Annotated in this window: 18 protein-coding genes and 2 tRNA genes; 13 read left to right on the top strand and 7 right to left on the bottom strand. The window is 72.3% G+C overall.

What is annotated here, in order from left to right; translation table 11 throughout:
* Positions 1-27: 27 nt before the first annotated feature.
* The 4 genes from CRP30_RS01425 (at position 28) to CRP30_RS01410 (ending at position 6,581) form a co-directional block, all read left to right on the top strand.
* Positions 28-1,050 (top strand): YlbL family protein, encoded by a 1,023-nt coding sequence (locus tag CRP30_RS01425; RefSeq protein ID WP_097182191.1) that lies wholly within the window; start codon positions 28-30, stop codon positions 1,048-1,050.
* Positions 1,051-1,211: 161 nt separating this feature from the next.
* On the top strand, positions 1,212-4,172 hold the full coding sequence (locus CRP30_RS01420) for a UPF0182 family membrane protein (protein ID WP_235003215.1): 2,961 nt from the start codon (positions 1,212-1,214) through the stop codon (positions 4,170-4,172).
* Between the two features lie 78 nt (positions 4,173-4,250).
* Positions 4,251-4,327, top strand: a tRNA-Met gene (locus CRP30_RS01415).
* 130 nt (positions 4,328-4,457) lie between these two features.
* Positions 4,458-6,581, top strand: coding sequence for a DEAD/DEAH box helicase (locus tag CRP30_RS01410; protein WP_097182189.1), 2,124 nt, complete (start codon positions 4,458-4,460; stop codon positions 6,579-6,581).
* Positions 6,582-6,602: 21 nt separating this feature from the next.
* Here CRP30_RS01410 and CRP30_RS01405 read toward each other — a convergent pair whose 3' ends face one another.
* Positions 6,603-7,091, bottom strand: coding sequence for a hypothetical protein (locus CRP30_RS01405; protein ID WP_143278379.1), 489 nt, complete (start codon positions 7,089-7,091; stop codon positions 6,603-6,605).
* Between the two features lie 130 nt (positions 7,092-7,221).
* On the opposite strand from CRP30_RS01405, the gene CRP30_RS01400 reads away from it, so the two are divergent.
* The 4 genes from CRP30_RS01400 (at position 7,222) to CRP30_RS01385 (ending at position 9,303) form a co-directional block, all read left to right on the top strand.
* A tRNA-Met gene (locus CRP30_RS01400) sits at positions 7,222-7,295 on the top strand.
* Positions 7,296-7,431: 136 nt separating this feature from the next.
* On the top strand, positions 7,432-8,748 hold the full coding sequence (locus tag CRP30_RS01395; protein WP_097182187.1) for a cytochrome P450: 1,317 nt from the start codon (positions 7,432-7,434) through the stop codon (positions 8,746-8,748).
* The gene (locus tag CRP30_RS01390) at positions 8,745-8,939 is read left to right on the top strand and encodes a ferredoxin (RefSeq protein WP_097182186.1); all 195 of its coding nucleotides are present in this window, start codon (positions 8,745-8,747) and stop codon (positions 8,937-8,939) included. The genes CRP30_RS01395 and CRP30_RS01390 overlap by 4 nt, the downstream gene beginning before the upstream one ends.
* An 85-nt stretch (positions 8,940-9,024) precedes the next feature.
* A complete protein-coding gene (locus tag CRP30_RS01385; RefSeq protein ID WP_097182185.1) occupies positions 9,025-9,303 on the top strand; it encodes a GNAT family N-acetyltransferase in 279 nt (92 codons plus the stop codon).
* 19 nt (positions 9,304-9,322) lie between these two features.
* Here the strand turns inward: CRP30_RS01385 and CRP30_RS01380 are convergent, their stop codons facing one another.
* Complete coding sequence (locus CRP30_RS01380; RefSeq protein WP_097182184.1) at positions 9,323-10,912, bottom strand: FAD-dependent monooxygenase; 1,590 nt, start codon at positions 10,910-10,912, stop codon at positions 9,323-9,325.
* A 184-nt stretch (positions 10,913-11,096) separates the two neighbouring features.
* Between CRP30_RS01380 and CRP30_RS01375 the strand changes: the two genes are divergently transcribed.
* The gene (locus CRP30_RS01375) at positions 11,097-12,074 is read left to right on the top strand and encodes an ABC transporter substrate-binding protein (RefSeq protein WP_097182183.1); all 978 of its coding nucleotides are present in this window, start codon (positions 11,097-11,099) and stop codon (positions 12,072-12,074) included.
* A gap of 18 nt (positions 12,075-12,092) precedes the next feature.
* Here the strand turns inward: CRP30_RS01375 and CRP30_RS01370 are convergent, their stop codons facing one another.
* From CRP30_RS01370 to CRP30_RS01360, 3 genes are all read right to left on the bottom strand, one after another.
* On the bottom strand, positions 12,093-12,911 hold the full coding sequence (locus CRP30_RS01370; protein WP_097182182.1) for an IclR family transcriptional regulator: 819 nt from the start codon (positions 12,909-12,911) through the stop codon (positions 12,093-12,095).
* 75 nt (positions 12,912-12,986) lie between these two features.
* Positions 12,987-13,496: a VOC family protein gene (locus CRP30_RS01365; protein WP_097182181.1), complete on the bottom strand. Its 510-nt coding sequence runs from the start codon at positions 13,494-13,496 to the stop codon at positions 12,987-12,989.
* A 74-nt stretch (positions 13,497-13,570) separates the two neighbouring features.
* Positions 13,571-13,831 carry a helix-turn-helix domain-containing protein gene (locus tag CRP30_RS01360; protein ID WP_097182180.1) on the bottom strand — a complete coding sequence of 87 codons (261 nt, stop codon included), beginning with the start codon at positions 13,829-13,831 and terminating at the stop codon, positions 13,571-13,573.
* Between the two features lie 44 nt (positions 13,832-13,875).
* Here CRP30_RS01360 and map point away from each other — a divergent pair, with 44 nt between their 5' ends.
* On the top strand, positions 13,876-14,646 hold the full coding sequence (map, locus tag CRP30_RS01355) for a type I methionyl aminopeptidase (RefSeq protein ID WP_097182179.1): 771 nt from the start codon (positions 13,876-13,878) through the stop codon (positions 14,644-14,646).
* Positions 14,647-14,750: 104 nt separating this feature from the next.
* On the opposite strand, the gene CRP30_RS01350 is transcribed toward map, so the two are convergent.
* Positions 14,751-15,896: a cystathionine gamma-synthase gene (locus CRP30_RS01350; RefSeq protein WP_097182178.1), complete on the bottom strand. Its 1,146-nt coding sequence runs from the start codon at positions 15,894-15,896 to the stop codon at positions 14,751-14,753.
* A complete protein-coding gene (locus tag CRP30_RS01345) occupies positions 15,893-17,287 on the bottom strand; it encodes a cystathionine beta-synthase (RefSeq protein WP_097182177.1) in 1,395 nt (464 codons plus the stop codon). The genes CRP30_RS01350 and CRP30_RS01345 overlap by 4 nt, the downstream gene beginning before the upstream one ends.
* 90 nt (positions 17,288-17,377) lie before the next feature.
* Here CRP30_RS01345 and CRP30_RS01340 point away from each other — a divergent pair, with 90 nt between their 5' ends.
* Genes CRP30_RS01340 through CRP30_RS01330 form a run of 3 tightly spaced genes read left to right on the top strand, consistent with a single transcriptional unit; the run spans position 17,378 to position 19,707 of the window.
* Complete coding sequence (locus tag CRP30_RS01340) at positions 17,378-18,184, top strand: alpha/beta fold hydrolase (RefSeq protein ID WP_200814492.1); 807 nt, start codon at positions 17,378-17,380, stop codon at positions 18,182-18,184.
* A 45-nt stretch (positions 18,185-18,229) separates the two neighbouring features.
* Positions 18,230-19,237 (top strand): aldo/keto reductase, encoded by a 1,008-nt coding sequence (locus CRP30_RS01335; RefSeq protein ID WP_097182176.1) that lies wholly within the window; start codon positions 18,230-18,232, stop codon positions 19,235-19,237.
* Positions 19,234-19,707: an XdhC family protein gene (locus tag CRP30_RS01330; RefSeq protein WP_097182175.1), complete on the top strand. Its 474-nt coding sequence runs from the start codon at positions 19,234-19,236 to the stop codon at positions 19,705-19,707. Before CRP30_RS01335 ends, CRP30_RS01330 begins: the two co-directional genes overlap by 4 nt.
* The last annotated feature ends 1 nt before the right edge of the window (position 19,708 follow it).

Below are 19,708 nucleotides of genomic sequence, written 5' to 3'. Positions count from 1 at the left end.
CAGGACCGCGGCATAGGCTCGCCCGTCGTGACCCGCCGGATCGCCGTCCTGACCGCCGGTGTCGTGCTCCTCGTCCTCTTCGGACTCCTGGGGACGACGCTGCCGGTGCCCTACGTCGCGCAGGTGCCCGGACCGACGTTCAACACCCTCGGGGACATCGACGGCGAGCCGATCATCAGCGTCGAGGGCCGGGACCGGAACGAGGTCGAGGGCAACCTGAACCTGACGACCGTCGGGGTCAGCCGAGGAGGCCTCAGCCTGGTGCAGGCGGTCCGCGGCTGGTTCGACGACGAGGTGAGCGTGGTCCCCGAGGAGTCCGTCTACCCCCCGGACCGCTCGGAGGAGGACACCCGCCGGGCCAACCGGCAGGCGTTCCTGACGTCGGAGCAGGCGGCGATGACCGTCGCGCTGGGCCGGCTCGGCTACCCGGTGAAGGTGGTCGTGCAGGGGCTCGCCGACGACTCCCCGTCCGACGGCGCCCTCGAGGAGGGGGACGCCCTCGAGGCCGTCGACGGCGTCCCGACGCCCGACACCGAGACCCTCGACGAGGTCCTGACAGAGATCCCGGGTGGCTCGACCGTGACGGTGTCCTACACGCGGCTCGGCGAGCCGGGCACGGCCACGGTCACCACCCGCCCGGCCGAGGAGCGCGAGGGCTCGCTCCTGGGCATCACCATCCTCGAGCAGCCGGTCGCCCCCTTCGACGTGGACATCCAGGTGGAGGACGTCGGTGGTCCCTCGGCGGGGCTGATGCTGACGCTGGGCATCCTCGATCTGGTGGGCGACGACGACCTGACCGGGGGAGCGGTGATCGCCGGGACGGGCACGATCGACGCCGAGGGCGCGGTCGGGCCCATCGGCGGGATCCCGCTGAAGATGGTCGCCGCGCGCGAGATCGGCGCCGAGCTCTTCCTGGTCCCCGAGGGCAACTGCGCCGAGGCCGCCGCCGCGGCGGATCCCGGCTTCCCCCTGGCTCGTGTCGCCACGCTCGACGACGCCCTGGACGCGCTCGCGGACCTGCGTGCCGGACGGACGCCGGAGACCTGCTGACCCCCTCACCACGCGGGGAACCCCGGCGTCGCCCACGCGTTGTGCTGGGATGACCGGGGATTCCCGCGGACCGTTCGACCGTGCTCGACCCGATGCGGCTCCGCTCCCGGGGACACCGCACGTCTGCAACTCAACGCAACTGAAGGAGAGCGCTCGTGGCCATGCGGCCCCCCGTGCCGGTGCCGACCCTGTCGCGCCGCGCGAAGCTGGTCCTCGGCGCCGTCGCCGTGCTGCTGGTGCTGTTCACGGCCATCGGCACGCTGACCAACGTCTACGTCGACTACCTCTGGTTCGACGAGACCGGCTACACCGAGGTCTTCTGGACGGAGCTCCAGACCCGGGCGCTGCTGTTCGCCGTCGCCGGCGTGGCCACCGGTGGCCTGGTCGCGGCGTCGATCCACCTGGCCTACCGGTTCCGGCCGACCTTCCGGCCGATGTCGCTGGAGCAGCAGAACCTCGAGCGCTACCGCCAGTCGCTGGAGCCCCGCCGCGGGCTGGTGCTGACCGCGGTGGCCGTCGTCCTCGGCCTGTTCGCCGGGTTCACGGCGCAGGGCAGCTGGCAGACCTGGCTGACCTTCCGCAACAGCACGGACTTCGGCCGGACCGACCCGCAGTTCGGCGTCGACCTGTCGTTCTTCGTCTTCGACTACCCGTTCTACCGGCTGGCCCTGGGCTTCGGGTTCGCCATCGTGCTGCTCGCGCTCATCGGCGCCGTGCTCACCCACTACGTGTTCGGCGGGCTCCGTCTGCAGACGCCGGGGCAGAAGCTCACCGCGGCGGCGCGCGTGCAGCTGTCGGTCCTGCTCGGGCTGTTCGTCGCGCTCAAGGCGGTCGCCTACTGGCTGGACCGCTACGGGCTGGTCTACTCCGACCGCGGTGACGTCTTCACCGGCGCCAGCTACACCGACGTCAACGCGCTGCTGGTGCCGAAGACGATCCTGGTGTTCGTCGCGGCCGTGTGCGCGATCGCCTTCTTCGCCAACATCTTCGTGCGCAACTTCCTGCTGCCGGCGGCTGCGCTGGTCCTGCTGCTGATCTCGAGCCTGGTCATCGGGGTGGCCTACCCGGCCATCGTGCAGCAGTTCGTGGTCCGACCCAGCGCCGACCAGAAGGAGGCGCCGTACATCGAGCGGGCGATCGCGTCCACGCTCGACGCCTACAACCTCTCCGACATCGAGTACGTCAACTACGCCCAGGACGCCACGGGTGACTCGGTGGACACCGACGCCGCCCAGGCGGAGCTGCGCAACGACACCGAGACGATCCCGAATGCGCGGCTGCTGGACCCGAACGTGCTGTCGGAGACCTTCACCGCGCGCCAGCAGATCCGCAACGTCTACGGCTTCCCGGAGAAGCTCGACATCGACCGCTACACGATCGACGGCGAGACGCGGGACTACGTGGTCGCGGTGCGCGAGCTCAACAGCTCCGGGCTGTCGGAGAACCAGGACAGCTGGATCAACCGGCACACCGTCTACACGCACGGCAACGGCTTCGTCGCCGCGCCGGCGAACGAGGTGGTGGCCGGCCAGGAGGGCGGCGAGCCGAACTTCACCACCCGTGACCTGCCGACCGTCGGCAACATCGACGTCGAGCAGCCGCGCATCTACTACGGGGAGCTGATCCAGCAGAACGGCCAGGACGTGTACTCCGTCGTGGGCGCTCCCGAGGACTCCGAGCCGCGCGAGTTCGACCGTCCGGAGGACGGCGCCTCCGACGAGGGGCAGGTCAACAACACCTACGACGGCGAGGGCGGGGTGGAGATCGGCAGCTTCTTCCGGCAGCTGACCTTCGCCATCTACTACCGCGAGCGGAACTTCCTGCTCTCCGGTGCGGTCAACGACGAGTCCAAGGTGCTCTACGTCCGTGACCCGCGGGACCGGGTGGAGAAGGCGGCCCCCTTCCTCGAGGTGGACGGCGACCCGTACCCGGCGGTGATCGACGGGCGCGTGACCTGGATCCTCGACGGATACACGACGTCGGACGCCTACCCGTACGCCGAGCTCCGCGACCTGGGCACGACGGCGGCCGACTCGCTGACGGGGGCCGGGACGACGGCGCTGCCGAACAACCAGTTCAACTACATCCGGAACTCGGTGAAGGCGACGGTCGACGCGTACGACGGCACGGTGACGCTGTACGAGTGGGACGAGGAGGACCCGGTCCTCCAGACCTACATGAAGGCGTTCCCGGAGACGGTCACCGACTACGACGACATCCCCGAGGAGCTGATGAGCCACGTCCGCTACCCGGAGGACCTCTTCAAGCTGCAGCGGGACATCCTGACGCGCTACCACGTGTCGAACCCGGTCGACTTCTACAACCAGAACGACCGCTGGCAGGTGCCCGACGACCCGACGCAGGACACCGACGCCGCGCAGCCGCCGTACTACATCCTGGCCCAGCGCCCCGGGGACGACGAGGCGTCGTTCCAGCTGACCAGCGCGCTGAACGCGTTCAACCGGGAGAACCTCTCCTCGTTCATCTCGGCGTCCAGCGACCCCGACACCTACGGGGAGATCCAGGTGCTGCGGTTGCCCGGCAACACCCCGTTCCGGGGCCCGCAGCAGGTCCAGCAGTCGTTCATCACCAACAACCAGGTGAGACCGGACCTGACGCTGTTCAACAGCCAGGAGTCCCGGGCGGTCTTCGGCAACCTGCTGACGCTGCCCATCGGTGAGGACGGGCTGCTCTACGTCGAGCCGCTCTACGTCCAGGGCACGGGGGAGAACTCGTTCCCGCTGCTGCAGAAGGTGCTGGTCAACTACGGCGACCGCGTCGGTTACGCCAACACCCTGTCGGAGGCGCTCGACCAGGTCTTCGGTGCGGGAGCCGGTGAGTCGGCCGTGGACAGCGGTGACGCGCCGGCCACCGACGAGCCGGACGACCCGACGACGGAGCCGACCGAACCGACGACGCCTCCCGACACCGGGGACGGGACGTCGGGCAGCCCGTCGCTCGACCAGGCGGTCGCCGACATCCAGTCGGCGCTGCAGGCGCTGGAGACGGCGCAGCGCAACGGCGACTTCGCCGGTCAGGGGCAGGCCCTCGAGGACCTGCAGGAGGCGGTCACCGCCTACCAGACGGCGCAGCAGGCGGCAGGCGCCACGCCGGGGGGCTGAGTCCGACGTCCTCCGAGGGGGCGGGCGCGGGGCCCGTGTCCGCCCCCTCGATGCGGCTGGTAGAGTTCCTTCTACCGACGCGGGGTGGAGCAGCTCGGTAGCTCGCTGGGCTCATAACCCAGAGGTCGCAGGTTCGAATCCTGCCCCCGCTACCACGATGGAACGGCCCTCACAGTCACTGTGAGGGCCGTTCCACTTTGTGCGCGACAGCCATCGCCACGAGGACGGGACCGCGCGCGGCACTCCGCCATGGCGGGGGTCCCGGGTACCAGAAGGAGGAAGTGCGTGGCGCGACGAGGTCAGCCCCCGGCGGGCACTCGCCGGTCCGCACCGCGCAACCAGCGGCGGGTCCGCGACGGGGACGACGCGATCGCGGTGCTCGCCCGGGCGGTCCGGGAGGTCGAGGCGGCGGTGTCGCGCGGCCGGGTCACGCCTGCCGTGCGCACGAAGTTCCAGGCGGTGGCGCTGCTGGCGCGGGAGGAGCGCGCCCGGGTGCGGGCGGAGGTGGGTGCGACCGCCGCTCACCGGGCCGAGCAGCTCAAGCGCCTGGACGGGATCGCCACCATCCTCGCCAGGACCGCCGTCCGCGACGCAGCGCTCCTCGCGCTGCTCGGCGAGGACGCCGTCGCCTCCGACGCGGCCCGCGCCCTCGCGCGCGAGCTGCAGCGGGCCGCAGGCGTCGAGCCCCAGGTGGAGGAGGCGCCGCCGGCCGAGCCCGTGACCGCGCCCGCGGCTCCCGAGCGCCGGGTCGTGCCGCAGTCGGTGGTCTCGCGGCAGCTGGCGAACCCCTTCCTGGCCCCCGACTTCTCCGCCGCCCCGCAGCGGGCACCCCGCGCCAACCGCCTCGGTGGCTGGGAGCTGCTCGCCCCGCTGTTCAACTCCTTCGAGCGCGCCGGCGCCGGGGCGCCGGCCTGCATGGCGCTGCCGTTCCCCACCGCGCGGTTCACGCCGCCGGGTGCCGAGCTCATGCCGCACCAGGGGCAGCTGGTCGCCGCGGCCGCGGCCGGACACCGGACCTTCCTGCTCGCCGACGAGCCGGGCCTCGGCAAGACCGCCCAGGCGCTGCTCGCCGCCGAGGCGGCCGACGCCTATCCGCTGCTCGTCGTCGTGCCCAACGTCGTCAAGACCAACTGGGCCCGCGAGGCCGGCCGTTGGACGCCGCACCGCGCGGCCACCGTGGTCCAGGGCAACGGCGACACCGTCGACGGCTTCGCCGACATCGTCGTCCTCAACTACGAGGTGCTCGACCGCCATGTGGGCTGGCTGGGGGACTTCGGCTTCCGCGGGATGGTCGTCGACGAGGCGCACTTCATCAAGAACAAGTCGTCGCAGCGCTCCCAGCACGTGCTCCAGCTGTCCGAGCGCATCCGGTCGCGGGTGCCGCGGCCGCTCCTGATGGCGCTGACCGGCACCCCGCTGATCAACGACATCGACGACTTCCGCGCCATCTGGCAGTTCCTCGGCTGGATCGACGACGCCAAGCCCCTGGGCGAGCTGATGGACGCCCTCGAGGCGACCGGCCTGACGCCCGCCGACCCCGGCTTCTACGCCGCCGCGCGCCGCTGCGTGGTGGACATGGGCATCGTGCGTCGTCGCAAGGTCGACGTCGCGGCCGACATCCCGGCCCGCCGGATCGCCGACCTGCCCGTCGAGCTCGACGGGGCCGCCGGACGGTCGATCCGGGCGGCGGAGCAGGAGCTCGCCCGCCGCATGGTGGCCCGGTACGAGACCGCGATGGCCAACCGCTCGTCCGGCACCGAGGTGGACGGCATCGACACCGATCTCGTCCGCCGGGTGGCCCGGGCGGAGCTCAAGGACGCGACCACGGGCGAGGCGGGCGAGAACGTCTTCAGCATGATGCGGCGCATCGGCCGCGCGAAGGCCGGGCTGGCCGCCGACTACGCGGCGCAGCTGGCGCGCAGCGCGGGCAAGGTCGTCTTCTTCGCCAAGCACGTCGACGTGATGGACGCCGCCGAGGAGGCCTTCGCCGGGGGTGGGGTCCGGTTCTCGTCGATCCGCGGGGACCAGACGCCCGGCGTGCGGCAGAAGAACATCGACGCCTTCGTCAACGACCCGGACGTCGCGATCGCGGTGTGCTCCCTCACCGCGGCCGGGGTGGGCATCAACCTGCAGGTGGCGTCCAACATCGTGCTGGCCGAGCTGTCCTGGACCGACGCGGAGCAGACCCAGGCCATCGACCGCAGTCACCGGATCGGTCAGACCGAGCCGGTCACCGCCTGGCGGATCATCGCCGCGCAGACCATCGACGCCCGCATCGCCGAGCTGATCGACAGCAAGGCGGGCCTCGCCGCCCGGGCGCTCGACGGGTCCGACGAGGAGATCTCGTCGTCGGCCGACGTGCAGCTCGAGGCGCTCGTCGCACTGCTGACGGACGCGCTGGCGGCGTAGGCCCCGTCCGGCGCGGACCGGTCAGACGACGCCGGCGTACGCCTCGCGCTTGCGCAGGTACTGGTTGCGGCGTCCCGCCGCCTCCTGGGGCTGCTCCTTCGCCTGCTCCAGGGCAGCGTGGTGCGGCTGGGCGGCCGCGTCGTCCCGCGGGGCGGGCGGGTGCACCGCGTGGGGCGGCTTGAGCGGTCGGGTGAGCTGCCCGAGGGGCAGCACGTGCGGGCGCGTGGCGTCCCCGTCCATGCCGGCGGGCTGGGTCCTGGACCGGCGGACGACGGCGGGGAAGGGCTCCTTGCGCGGAGGGCGCTTCGGGTCGGGCAGTCGCAGGTCGGTCAGGTCCATCCAGGCGGAGTGCCGCAGGCCGTCCACCCGGCAGCGCACGCGGGCCGAGACCCGGCCGTCGCTCTCGTGCCGCCAGCCGATCAGCTCGCCGGAGTACCAGATGCCGCGGTGGTGGATCTCGACCGGCTGTGGCCGTCCGGCGAACATGCTCGCCGCCTCGGTGCTTGCCACGTAGCGGACTGTAAGCGGATCGGGGACGCACCGGAGGGACGACGCGCGCCACTGGGACCCGTGTGACGGAGTGTTCCGGGAGGGGTGTGGAGGGCGGCTGCGGGGGCGCGTGTACCGTTGCACGCACCGCCGCGGGGTGGAGCAGCTCGGTAGCTCGCTGGGCTCATAACCCAGAGGTCACAGGTTCGAATCCTGTCCCCGCTACGACGAAGGGCCCGGTCACCTCGGTGGCCGGGCCTTTTTCGTGCCGTGATCCCGTCCGTGTGTTGTGCATCACCACACCGACTCCCTAACGTCAGCGGTCCAGTCACCGTTGACCGTTAGCGCAGGAGGCCTGCCCATGGCCGTGGACGCCGCATCCGGACTCTCCGACGTCGAGGGCGGCCATCTCGGGGCCATCCGCCTGGAGGACATCGACCTGTCCGACCGCGACTTCTGGCTGGAGCCGCCGGCCGTCCGGCACGCGGTGTTCGACCGGCTGCGCGCGGAGCGGCCCTTCGCGTTCTTCGCCGAGCCGGAGATCCCGGGCATGGCGGTCGGACCGGGCTACTACGCGGTCACCCGGCACGCGGACCTGGACGCCATCAGCTCCCAGCCCTCGGTCTTCTGCTCGGGCAAGGGGGCCGTGTCGATCCAGGACATCCCGGCCGACCTGCACGAGTTCTACGGCTCCATGATCAGCATGGACGACCCCCGGCACGCGCGGATCCGGCGCATCGTCTCCAAGACCTTCACCCCGCGGATGCTGGAGCGGGTCGTGGACTCCGTGCGCGGCATCGTCGAGGACGTCCTCGAGGAGGCCCGCCGCACGGCGGAGGCGGACGACGGCCGCCTCGACGTGGTCGCCGACATCGCCGCCCCCATCCCGCTGCGGGTCATCTGCGACATGATGGGCGTGCCGGCCGGGGACCGCGCCCAGGTCCTCGCGGCTTCCAACGTGATCCTCTCCGGTGGGGACCCGGAGCTCATCGAGGACCAGGACGAGCCGCTCACGGCCCTCTTCCAGGCGGGGATCGACCTGGCCGGGATCATGGAGCGGCTGGCCGTCGAGCGGCTGGAGCGGCCCACCGACGACCTGACGACGGCGCTGGTGACCACCGAGGTGGACGGCGAGAAGCTGACCCACCAGGAGATCGGTTCCTTCTTCATCCTGCTGCTCGTGGCCGGCAACGAGACGACCCGGAACGCCATCTCGCAGGGCATCCTGGCGCTGTCTGACCACCCCGCGCAGCGGGACCGATGGATGGCCGACCCCTCCCTCGACAAGACGGCGGTCGAGGAGCTCGTGCGGTGGACCAGCCCGATCACCTGGATGCGGCGCACCGCCACCCGGGTCGGCGAGGTCAACGGCCACCGGTTCACCGCCGGCGACAAGTTCCTGTTGTTCTACGCGGCGGCCAACCGCGACCCCGAGTTGTTCGCCGACCCGCACGTCTTCGACCTGGCCCGCGACCCCAACCCGCACGTCGGCTTCGGTGGGCACGGTCCGCACTTCTGCCTGGGTGCGCACCTGGCGCGGCGGGAGATCGCGGTGACCTTCCGTCAGCTGTTCGAGCAGCTGCCGGACCTGGAGGTGGCGGGGGAGCCGGCGCGGCTGCGGTCCTCGTTCGTGAACGGCCTCAAGCGGCTGCCGGCCCGTCTGACGGGCGAGCGATGAGCCGGGTGCAGGTGGATGCCGACCTCTGCGTCGGGTCGGGGGCGTGCGAGGCCCTCGCGCCGGACGTCTTCGAGGTCGACGACGACGGCGTGCTGGTGGTGCACCGTCCCGAACCGGGGGAGGACGACATGCGCGACGTCACGGACGCCGTGCGGTCCTGCCCTACGCGGGCGTTGTCGCTGGCCGAGTGACCCTGCTCGGCACGGTGATCTGGTCGGCACGGTGATCTGGACGGCGAAGTGATCGGAACGGCGCCGACGGGGTAGGGCCCCTGGCATGGAGCCCACTGTGAAGGACGCCCCGGAGGCGAACCGGTACGAGATCCGCGACGGCGAGCAGCTGCTCGGGCATGCCGACTACCAGCGACGCGGCGACACCGTGGTCTTCACCCACACCGAGGTCGACCAGGACTCCGGCCGCACGGGCCTCGGCAGCACGCTGGTCCGCGCCGCCCTCGACGACGTGCGCGCCCGGGGCGAGCACGTGGTCCCGCAGTGCTCGTTCGTCCGCGGGTACATCGAGAAGCACGACGAGTACGCCGACCTGGTGGCCTAGCCGCAGTGCGGGACGCTGGTCATCGAGCGGCGCGGCCGATGACGGTGGCCAGCACCGCATCGGCGTCCTCGCACCTGTCTCCGACCCAGGCGACGTACTGATCGGGACGCACGAGGACGAGGTCCGCGCCGTAGGCGTCCCGGACCGCCCGGTCGACGTCCACGATCCGCAGCGGCACCGAGGCCCGCTCCGCTGACGCGACGAGATCCCCGCCCGCTGCCCCGGCGCGCAGCAGCACGAACCCGCCCTCGGTCAGCCGGTCGAACAGGTCGACGTCCGTGCCCTCCGGCTGGGGTGCCAGGTGGTGCCCGGGGCGAGCGCGGGTCTCGTGGCGCCCGCGGGCACTGGGCCGTCCCCCGCCCCGCGTGGCGAGGATGGGTGAACCCTCGTAGTTCGGTTCGAACGCGTCCACCTCGGCCGGCGACCCCGTCGCGCGCTCCCGCCATGCGGCCTCGAACGCGGGTCGGTCGATCTCCGGGTCGTGCGTCGCGAGGAAGTCCCGGTCCACCTCGATCGAGCGCGCGATGAAGTCGTCCCGGGTCGAGGCGAAGACCGGCCGGCGCTCCGCGTCGTAGGAGTCCAGGAGGCCGGGTCCACCCCATCCCTGCACCGTGGCGGCGAGCTTCCAGGCGAGGTTGGCGGCGTCCTCGAACCCGGTGTTGATGCCGTAGCCGCCGTACGGCGGATGGCTGTGCGCGGCGTCGCCGGCGATGAGGAGGCGACCCGCGCGGTAGCTGTCGGCGAGCGCGAACCGCATGTCCCAGAAGCCGACGTGCTGGACGTCGACGTCGATCTCCGCCCCGACCGCGCCCCGGACCAGCGGGCGGAAGTCGGTGCCGCCGCCGGCGTCCGCCCGGTCGACGGGTGCGTGGAAGAACCACGTCCGGTCGGCGTCGACGCGGCCGAGGAACTTCCAGTAGCCCTCGAGGGCGGGGTCCAGGACGTTGAAGTAGGACGTGCCCGGGAAGCGGTCCAGCAGCAGGTCGTCGAGCTGCCGGGAGCGGAAGACGAGCAGCACCATCATCTGGTCGTGGTCGGTCCCGGTCTCGGTGATCCCGGCGGCGGAGCGGACGACGGACCGGCTGCCGTCGCAGCCGACGACGTAGTCGGCCTCGACCTCCAGCACGTCGCCCGACTCGGTGCGTGCACGGACGCGGGCGCCCTCGTCGTCCTGGGTGACCTGCTCGACGCGCCAGCCGTAGTGGACCGAGGTGGCCGGCACCTCGGCCACGCGCTGCCGGAGCGCCCGCTCGGTGGCGTACTGGGGGAGGCGCTCGTTGTCGGTCGCGTAGAAGCGGCGGACCGCGGCGCGACGTTGCCACTCGTAGGAGTACCGGCCGAGGAGTGACCCGTAGGCGGTGTACCCGACGATGCCGTACTCGCGCGGGATCAGCCGACCGGCGCGCACGCGGTCCTCCACGCCCCAGGCGCGCATGTGCTCCATCGTCCGCTGGGTGAGGTTCTGCCCCTTCGGCACGGGCTGCGGCTCGGGGCGGCGCTCGATCACGGCGCAGCTGACGCCCAGCTGGCCGAGCCCGATGGCCAGCCCCATCCCGACGGGGCCGCCGCCGACGATGGCGACCTGGGCCCGGGCCTGCCGGTCGGTCATCGGGCTGCTGCCGAACGCGCTCCGGAGGTCACCCGCCGACCGTAAGGGTGCACGCCCTCAAACGCCGAGAGATTCCGCAGTCTGGAACCTTTGCCCGTTTGCTGTCCGCTGACCGCAACAGCCGCTAGCTTCAGCCGGACGACGACGTGTCGAGCGCCACACCGCCCTGGAAAGGACGCCCCGCGTGAAGATCGGGTTCCGCACTGCTGCCGCCATGAGCGCCGCTGCCCTGCTGATGACGGCCTGCGGAGGCGGCGACTCCGAGTCCGGGTCCGACGCCGGCGGCGAGGGTGGCGAGATCCCGACCCTCTCCGTCGCCGACACCAACGGTGCGCCGCTGTACTTCCTGACCTATGCGCAGCAGGAAGGCCTCTGCGAGGAGGCGGGCGTGAACCTGGACATCACCGCGTCCAGCGGCGGTGCCACCGTCATCCCGCAGTTGGTCAGCGGTGACCTGGACGTCGCGGGGTCGAACGTGGTGTCGGTCCTCATCGGCGCCTCCCAGGGGCTGCCGCTGCGCATGGTCGCCGGCGGTACCAGCACCTCCGAGGATCCGGAACAGGACTTCTCCGCCCTCATGGTGGCGCCCGACAGCGCGGTCACGGACATCGGCCAGCTCGAGGGCCAGCGGATCGCGGTCAACACGCTGCGCAACATCAACGACATCGTGCTGGGCTCGATGCTCGAGGAAGCGGGCCTGTCCTACGACAGCGTGCAGTTCGTGGAGCTGCCCTTCCCGGACATGGCTGCGGCCGTGGACAACGGGGACGTGGCCGCGGCGCTCATGATCGAGCCGTTCGTGTCGTTGGCCGAGGACGGCGGGCTGAAGATCATCGGCCGCCCCTACACGGCGGTGAAACCGGGCCTCCAGATCGGCACCTACGTGGTGACCGAGCAGTTCGCGCAGGAGAACCCCGAGGCCGTCGAGGCCTTCCAGGGGTGCGTGCAGGCTGCCGCCGACTCGATCCGGGAGGACCCCGACGCCTTCCGCGCCGCGCTGCCCGAGATCGGTGACCTCGAGCCGGCGCTGGCGGAGAAGGTGCGGATCAACCTGTGGCAGGGCGGGTCCGACGAGGAGTCGCTGGAGCTGGTGCAGGACCTGATGGTCGACTACGGGCTGCTCGAGGAGCCGGTGGACCTCGACGAGGTCGTCATCGGCTGACCGGGCGCCACACCTGGCTCACTGCGGCCGGGGCAGCCGTTCGAGCACGGACTCGGCTCCGCGGAGCACGGCCGGCGCCAGGGCGCGGATGGCGGCCACGTCCTTCATCCGGCTGATCGGGGCGGCGATGCCCAGCCCGGCCAGCGGCTGTCCGACGGTGTCCCGCAGGGCGGCGGCGACCGCGCAGACCCCCTCGGTGGTCTCCTCCCAGTTGACCGCGTAGCCCTGGGCGCGGACCTCGTCGAGCTCTGCACGCAGGGTGGCCAGGTCGGTCGGGGCGGCACCGGTCGCCGACCCGGGGAGACGGTCGTCGGGGTAGAGGCGGGTCAGCTCTCGATCCGGGAGACCGGCCAGGATGGCCTTGCCGACCGCCGCGGCATGTGCCGGCCGGACGACCCCGGTCCGGTTGCCGACCCGGACGGAACGGGGGCTCTCGACGCCGTCCACGAACCGGATGTTCGTGCCCTCCAGGAGCGCCAGGCTGACGGTCTCCTGGGTCTCCTCGCGGAGCTGCTCGAGGACCGGGCGGGCCACCCGCCGGATGTCGATCCGGTTGACCGCTGCCAGCCCGATCTCCTGCAGAGCCGGACCGGGCCGGTACGCGCCGTTCGGTCGGTCCTGGATGACGAAGCCTCGCCGCCGGAGGGCCGCCAGGAGCCGGTGGGCGGTCGACCGGGCGACCCCGAGTACGTCAGCGGCCTCGGCGACCCGCAGGGCCGGGCGTTCGCCGACCAGCCGGAGCAGGCGCAGCGCGTTGTCCACGGACGTCGCCGAGGCGGGCGACGCCTCCGCAGGGACCTCGTCGGCGGCCGGGCGACCGCGCGGATCGTTCGACATGGCGGAATGGTAGAGCCGATCGAGTCGCGGGCCGGGAACTGTCGTCGCCCGTCGGCCGGGGGCCTGCCGCCCTCCTCAGAGAACGTGCTGGCCGTACATCTCTCCGAGCGGGTCGGCGATGAGCTCGATGCGTGCGCCGTCGGGGTCGCGGAAGTAGACCGAGACCCCGCTGTGCACCTCGTGCTCCACCCCGGCGTCGGTGAGCCGCTCGACGAGCGTCGCCCAGCGCTCGGGGTCGACGCTGATGGCCATGTGGTGCAGCCCGCCGAGCACCTCGGCGTACGGGCCGACGTCGAGGCCTGGGAAGTCGAAGAAGGCCAGCAGGTTGCCGTTGCCGATGTCGAAGAAGAAGTGGGACGAGCCGGGGTAGTCGCGGTTCTCGATCAGCTCGGTCAGCGGGAAGCCCAGGACGTCCTGGTAGAAGCGGACGGTCCGTTCGACGTCGGAGCTGATCAGGGCCGTGTGGTGCAGCCCCCGCGCGGTCGAGGCGGGGCGCTCACCGGCCGGTTTCAGGTGCGCATCGCGGATTCGGGCGCGCTCCTCCTCGAGGGCGGTCGGGTCGCGGGTGTCGTCCGTGGTGCTCACGCTCGGATCCTCCTGGGTCGGGCCGTCTGTCGCACCCAACCGTGACGCGGTGGAACTGCTTCCCGCGGCCGGTGTCAGGCGGTGAGCGCGGTGTCCGGCGCCAGGTCGGCGAGGAGACGGTCCAGGGGCACGTCGAGCGCGCCGGCGAGCGCCGCGACGGTGAAGAACGCCGGGGTGGGCACCCGGCCGGTCTCGATCTTGCGCAGCGCCTCCTGGCTGACACCGGACGCGGCGGCGACCTCTGCCGGGCTCCGGTCGCCGCGTGCTGCACGCAGCAGCGCCCCGAGCCGCCGTCCCCGGTCGCGCTCGGCAGGCGTCAGCGGTGGTCGGACCATGGCGTGATACTAATACCGGGATAGTCATACCGGAAGGCGGAGAGATGATCGAACTGCGGACCCCTGGCGAGCTGGACGCGATGCGGGCGGCCGGCGCCGTCGTGGCCGACATGCTGGCCGCCGTGCGGGCGACCGCCGCTCCTGGCGTCCGGCTGTCGCAGCTCGATTCGGTGGCGCGCGACGTCCTCGCCGACGCGGGGGCCGACTCACCGTTCCTCGGGTACGCCCCGCTGTCGACCACGCCACCGTTCCCCGGCGTGGTCTGCCTGTCGGTCAACGACGTCGCGCTGCACGGCATCCCGACCGCCGACGTGCTGAGCGACGGCGACCTGCTCAGCGTGGACGCCGGTGCCACGCTCGACGGCTGGGTGGGTGACGCCGCCATCACGTTTTCGGTGGGGACGGCCCACCCGGACGACCTCCGGCTCGTGGAGACGACCGAGCGGGCCCTGGCGGCCGGCATCGCGGCGGCGGTCGTGGGCAACCGCATCGGCGACATCTCCGCGGCCATCGGCGCCGTGGGGCGGGCCGGTGGCGTCGGGATCAACACCGACCAGGGCGGGCACGGTGTGGGCCGGTCGATGCACGAGGCGCCGAGCGTCCCGAACGAGGGGCGGGCGGGCCGTGGGGTGCCGCTGAAGCCGGGGCTGGTGATCGCGATCGAGCCGTGGTTCCTGGGCGGCGGCAGCGACGACTACCGGGTCGACGCCGACGGCTGGACGCTGCGCAGCGCCGACGGCAGCCGCGCCGCGCACGTCGAGCACACCGTCGCCGTCACCGCCGACGGCCCCCGCATCCTCACCGCCCCGCGGTAAGAACTCGGTCGCGCCGAGTGGGCCCCGGAGGGGTCCGCGCAGGCACGACGCAGCGGCTCAGCGCTGCAGGGGGACGACACCTGGCCGCGGTGTGATCCGGAGGATCACAGTGTCATCGCCTGGTCGAGGTCGGCGAGCAGGTCGTCGACGTCCTCGATCCCGACCGAGAGCCGGACGAGGTCGTTCGGCACCTCGAGCGGTGAGCCGGCGGCGCTGGCGTGGGTCATCCGGCCCGGGTGCTCGATCAGCGACTCGACCCCGCCCAGCGACTCGGCAAGCGTGAACAAGTGGGTCCGCTCGCAGACCCGGAGCGCGGCGTCCTCGCCGTCCCGGAGCCGGAAGGACACCATCCCGCCGAAGCCCGACATCTGCTTCGCCGCGATCTCGTGGCCGGGGTGCGAGGGCAGGCCCGGGTACAGGACCGAGGCCACCGCCGGGTGGTCGACCAGGAACGCGACGACCCGCGCCGCGTTGGCCGAGTGCCGGTCCATCCGGACGCCGAGGGTCTTGAGGCTGCGCAGGACCAGCCAGGAGTCGAACGGCGAGGCGACCGCGCCCATCGCGTTGTGGTTGTAGGCCAGCTGCTCGCCCAACCCGGGGTCGCGCGCGACGAGGGCGCCGCCGACGACGTCGGAGTGCCCGCCCAGGTACTTCGTCGTGGAGTGGACGACGACGTCGGCCCCGAGCGTCAGCGGCCGCTGCAGGTAGGGCGAGGCGAAGGTGTTGTCGACGACCAGCAACGCACCGCCCTCGTGCGCCACGGCGGCGGTGGTCTCGATGTCGGTGATGTTGAGCAGTGGGTTGCTCGGCGTCTCGCACCAGATCACGCGGGTCGTCGGCCGCATCGCCGCCCGCACCTGATCCGGGTCGTCGAGGTGGACGGGCGTGTACTCGAGTCCCCACTCCGACAGCACGCGGGACAGCAGCCGGAACGTGCCGCCGTACGCGTCCCCGCCCAGGACGACGTGGTCCCCGGGCCGGCAGACGGTGCGCAGCAGCGTGTCCTCCGCCGCGAGCCCGGATGCGAAGGCCAGCGCCGTCGAGCCCTCCTCCAACGCGGCCAGCGCCGTGTGCAGCGCGTCGCGGGTCGGGTTCCCGCTGCGGCTGTACTCGTAGCCGCCGCGCAGCCCGCCGACGCCGTCCTGCTTGTACGTCGTCGTCAGGTGGACCGGGAGGATGACGGCGCCGGTCGCCGGGTCGGGCTCCTGGCCGGCGTGGATCGCGCGGGTGTTGAAGCCGGGGGAGGTCATGCCCCGACCGTATGCGGCAGACCGACGAGGTGCCCCAGGACGTCCTGCCGCGTCACGACGCCGGCCGGCTTGCCGTCGACGTGGACGAGCAGCGCGTCCGCGGACCCGAGAGCGCTGACCGCCTCGGTCACCGGCTCGCCGGACCCGATGATCGGCAGCGGCGGGGACATGTGCTTCTCCACCCGGTCGGCGAGGCTGGCCCTCCCGGCGAAGAGGGCGTCCAGCAGCGTCTTCTCGTCGACCGAGCCGACGACCTCGCCGGCGGTCACCGGGGGCTCGGCGCGGACGACCGGGAGCTGGCTGACGCCGTACTCCCGCAGGATGTCGATGGCGTCGCGCACGGTCTCGTTCGGATGGGTGTGCACGAGGGTCGGGGTCTCGCCGGACTTGGTGTGCAGCAGTTCCCCGACCGTCTCGCCGGTCGCCGACTCCAGGAAGCCGTAGTCGGCCATCCAGGTGTCGCTGAAGATCTTGTTCAGGTAGCCGCGCCCGCCGTCGGGCAGCAGGACGACGAGGACGTCGTCCTTGGTGAGCTTCTCGGCGGCCTTCAGGGCGGCGACGACCGCCATCCCGCACGAGCCACCGACGAGCATGCCCTCCTCGCGCGCCAGCCGACGGGTCATGGCGAAGGAGTCACCGTCGGAGACCGGGATGATCTCGTCGGCGATCTCGCGGTCGTAGGTGGACGGCCAGAAGTCCTCGCCCACGCCCTCGACCAGGTACGGGCGGCCGGTGCCGCCGGAGTAGACCGAGCCCTCGGGGTCGGCGCCCACGATGCGGACCTTCCCGCCCGAGACCTCCTTGAGATAGCGGCCGATGCCGCTGATCGTGCCGCCGGTCCCCATGCCCGTGACGAACGTGGTGATCCGGCCCTCGGTCTGTGCCCAGACCTCCGGACCGGTCGTCTCGTAGTGCGACTGCGGGTTGGCCGGGTTGGAGTACTGGTCGGGCTTCCAGCCGCCCGGCGTCTCCCGGGCCAGCCGGTCGGAGACGGAGTAGTACGAGCGCGGGTCGGACGGGTCGACCGCCGTGGGGCAGACGACGACCTCGGCGCCGTAGGCCTTCAGCACGTTGATCTTCTCCTGCCCGACCTTGTCGGGGCAGATGAAGATGCACTTGTAGCCGCGCTGCTGAGCGACCAGGGCGAGGCCGATGCCGGTGTTGCCGCTGGTCGGCTCGACGATGGTGCCGCCCGGCTGCAGGGCCCCGCTGGCCTCGGCGGCGTCGACCATCCGCACGGCGATCCGGTCCTTCACCGAGCCGCCGGGGTTGAGGTACTCGACCTTGGCCAGCACCAGCGGCGCGTCGGGACCCAGGTGGCGGGTCACCGAGTTCAGGCGCACGAGCGGGGTGTTGCCGACCAGGTCCACGACGGACTCGGCGTACTGCACGGGGCCTCCTCTTGCGGACGACGGGTCCGCCTCACTGCCATCCCACCAGACGGGCGATGAGTTCCCTGGCGCCGGACCGTCACACCCCCCATGAGCGTCATGCAGCGGGAGACGACCGAGGGTTACGCAGCGGCGAACGGCGTGCAGATGTACTGGCGCAGCGTGGGGGAGGGCGGCACGCCACTCGTCCTCGTCCACGGCGGGTTCGGCCTCGCGGACAATCTCGACGACCTCGCGGGACAGCTGGCCGGGGGACGTCGCGTGATCGCCGTGGAGCTGCAGGGCCACGGCCGCACCGCCGACGTCGACCGGCCGTTCAGCTCCGAGGCGTTCGGGGACGACCTGGCCGCCCTGATCGGTGAGCTCGGCCTCGGGCAGGCCGACCTCCTCGGCTACTCGCTCGGCGCCCAGGCGTCGTTGCGTGCCGCGATCCAGCACCCGGACCGCGTCCGGCGGCTCGTCTCGGTGTCCGGCGCCTTCCGGCGCGACGGGTGGTTCCCGGAGGTGCTCGAGGCCAAGGCGCACGTGAACAGCGGGCTGTTCGAGCAGTTCCGCCACTCGCCGCCCTACGCGGCCTACGCCGCGGTGGCCCCGGACGTCGATGCCTTCCCGGTCCTGATGGACAAGACCGGTGCGCTCCTCGCGCGCGGCTACGACTGGACCGAGGACGTCCGTGCGCTCCGGGTTCCGACGCTGCTGGTCTTCGCGGACGCCGACGGCATCCCTCCGTCGCACATGGCCGAGTTCTTCGCCCTGCTCGGCGGGGGGCTGCGCGACGCCGGGTGGGACGGCGCCCAGCGGCCCGAGTCGCGGCTGGCCGTCCTGCCGGGGCGTACCCACTACGACGTCGTCCAGGCGCCCGAGCTGCCTGGGATGGTCGCCGACTTCCTGGCCTGACGGGCACGGTGGCGGGCCGGGACGGGCGGGGGCGAGGATGCGGGCATGACTTCTCCCGTCGGCACCCGCACACTCGGCCGCGACGGCCTGACCGTCTCCGCCCTCGGCCTCGGCTGCATGGGCATGAGCCAGATGTACGGCGCGGCCGACCGGCAGGAGTCGATCGCGACCATCCACCGGGCGCTCGACCTGGGCGTCACGTTCCTCGACACCTCCGACGTCTACGGCGAGGGGCACAACGAGGAGCTGGTCGGCGAGGCGATCGCCGGACGCCGGGACGAGGTCCAGCTGGCCACCAAGTTCTCCCTGAAGCACGACACCGGCTCCGGCATGACGATCGACGGGCGGCCGGAGAACGTGCGCGCCTGCGCCGAGGCCAGCCTGCGCCGGCTGGGCGTCGACGTCATCGACCTCTACTACCAGCACCGCGTCGACCCGAAGGTCCCGATCGAGGACACCGTGGGCGCCATGGCCGAGCTCGTGCAGCAGGGCAAGGTCCGGTACCTCGGGCTCTCGGAGGCCAGCGCCGCGTCCATCCGGCGGGCGGTCGCCGTGCACCCGATCGCGGCGCTGCAGAGCGAGTGGTCGCTGTGGACCCGCGACCTGGAGGAGTCCGTGCTGGCCACCGCCCGCGAGCACGGCATCGGACTCGTCCCCTTCAGCCCGCTGGGCCGCGGCTTCCTCACCGGGGCCATCACCAGCCCGGCGGACTTCGAGGAGGACGACTGGCGGCGCACCCATCCCCGGTTCCAGGGGGAGGCGTTCGACGCCAACCTGCGCCTCGTCGAGGCGGTGCGGGAGCTGGCCGCCGAGAAGGGCGCGACGCCCGGCCAGCTGGCACTGGCCTGGGTGCTGGCGCAGGGGGAGGACGTCGTCCCGATCCCGGGCACGAAGCGGCGCAGCTACCTCGAGGAGAACGTGGGCGGCGCGGCCGTCGAGCTGACCGCGGACGACCTCGCCCGGCTCGACGACATCGCGCCGCCGGGAGTCGCCGTCGGCGGCCGGTACGCCAACAGCGCCTACGCCTACGGCGACAGCCCCGAGCGGCCGTGACCGACCGCCTGCTGGTCGCGGTGTTCGCCTCGCCGGTGTCCGACGTCCTGGTGCGGTGGGCGGCGGAGCTCGGCTTCCGGACGCTGCTCGTCGAGCCGGGCGCCGGCAGGGTGGGCGTGCCTGCCGACCGCCGGGCGCAGGGCTTCGCCGAGATCGCGGACGAGCTGGCCGACGGCACCGCGGACGTCGTCGTCACCGACCACCACCGCGACGAGCTGGGCGAGCTGCTCCGGGACGCACTCGCCCATCCCGCGCGCTGGATCGGCGTCATGGGCAATCCGCGACACGAGGGACCGCACGTCGCGGCCCTCACCGCGCTCGGGGTGCCGCCGGAGGACATCGCGCGGGTGCACCGGCCGATCGGCCTCGACATCGGCTCCCGGCAGCCCGCGGAGATCGCCGTCTCCACGCTGGCCGGGCTGCTGGCCGACCGCAACGGCCGCAGCGGCGGCTTCGCGCACGGCGGCTGAC

Origin of the sequence: Blastococcus haudaquaticus (assembly GCF_900230285.1) — a bacterium.
Lineage (GTDB): Bacteria > Actinomycetota > Actinomycetes > Mycobacteriales > Geodermatophilaceae > Blastococcus_B > Blastococcus_B haudaquaticus.
The sequence above is the reverse complement of the archived record's forward strand: the minus strand, read 5'-3'. Positions and strand labels throughout refer to the sequence as shown.

Coding starts and splice junctions, on each gene's coding strand:
- CRP30_RS01350 (WP_097182178.1), bottom strand. CDS start 15,896: ATGACCTCCCCCGGCTTCAACACCCGCGCGATCCACGCCGGCCAGGAG.
- CRP30_RS01335 (WP_097182176.1), top strand. CDS start 18,230: ATGACTTCTCCCGTCGGCACCCGCACACTCGGCCGCGACGGCCTGACC.
- CRP30_RS01370 (WP_097182182.1), bottom strand. CDS start 12,911: ATGTCGAACGATCCGCGCGGTCGCCCGGCCGCCGACGAGGTCCCTGCG.
- CRP30_RS01380 (WP_097182184.1), bottom strand. CDS start 10,912: ATGACCGACCGGCAGGCCCGGGCCCAGGTCGCCATCGTCGGCGGCGGC.
- CRP30_RS01395 (WP_097182187.1), top strand. CDS start 7,432: ATGGCCGTGGACGCCGCATCCGGACTCTCCGACGTCGAGGGCGGCCAT.
- CRP30_RS01340 (WP_200814492.1), top strand. CDS start 17,378: ATGAGCGTCATGCAGCGGGAGACGACCGAGGGTTACGCAGCGGCGAAC.
- CRP30_RS01360 (WP_097182180.1), bottom strand. CDS start 13,831: ATGGTCCGACCACCGCTGACGCCTGCCGAGCGCGACCGGGGACGGCGG.
- map (WP_097182179.1), top strand. CDS start 13,876: ATGATCGAACTGCGGACCCCTGGCGAGCTGGACGCGATGCGGGCGGCC.
- CRP30_RS01385 (WP_097182185.1), top strand. CDS start 9,025: ATGGAGCCCACTGTGAAGGACGCCCCGGAGGCGAACCGGTACGAGATC.
- CRP30_RS01420 (WP_235003215.1), top strand. CDS start 1,212: ATGCGGCCCCCCGTGCCGGTGCCGACCCTGTCGCGCCGCGCGAAGCTG.
- CRP30_RS01390 (WP_097182186.1), top strand. CDS start 8,745: ATGAGCCGGGTGCAGGTGGATGCCGACCTCTGCGTCGGGTCGGGGGCG.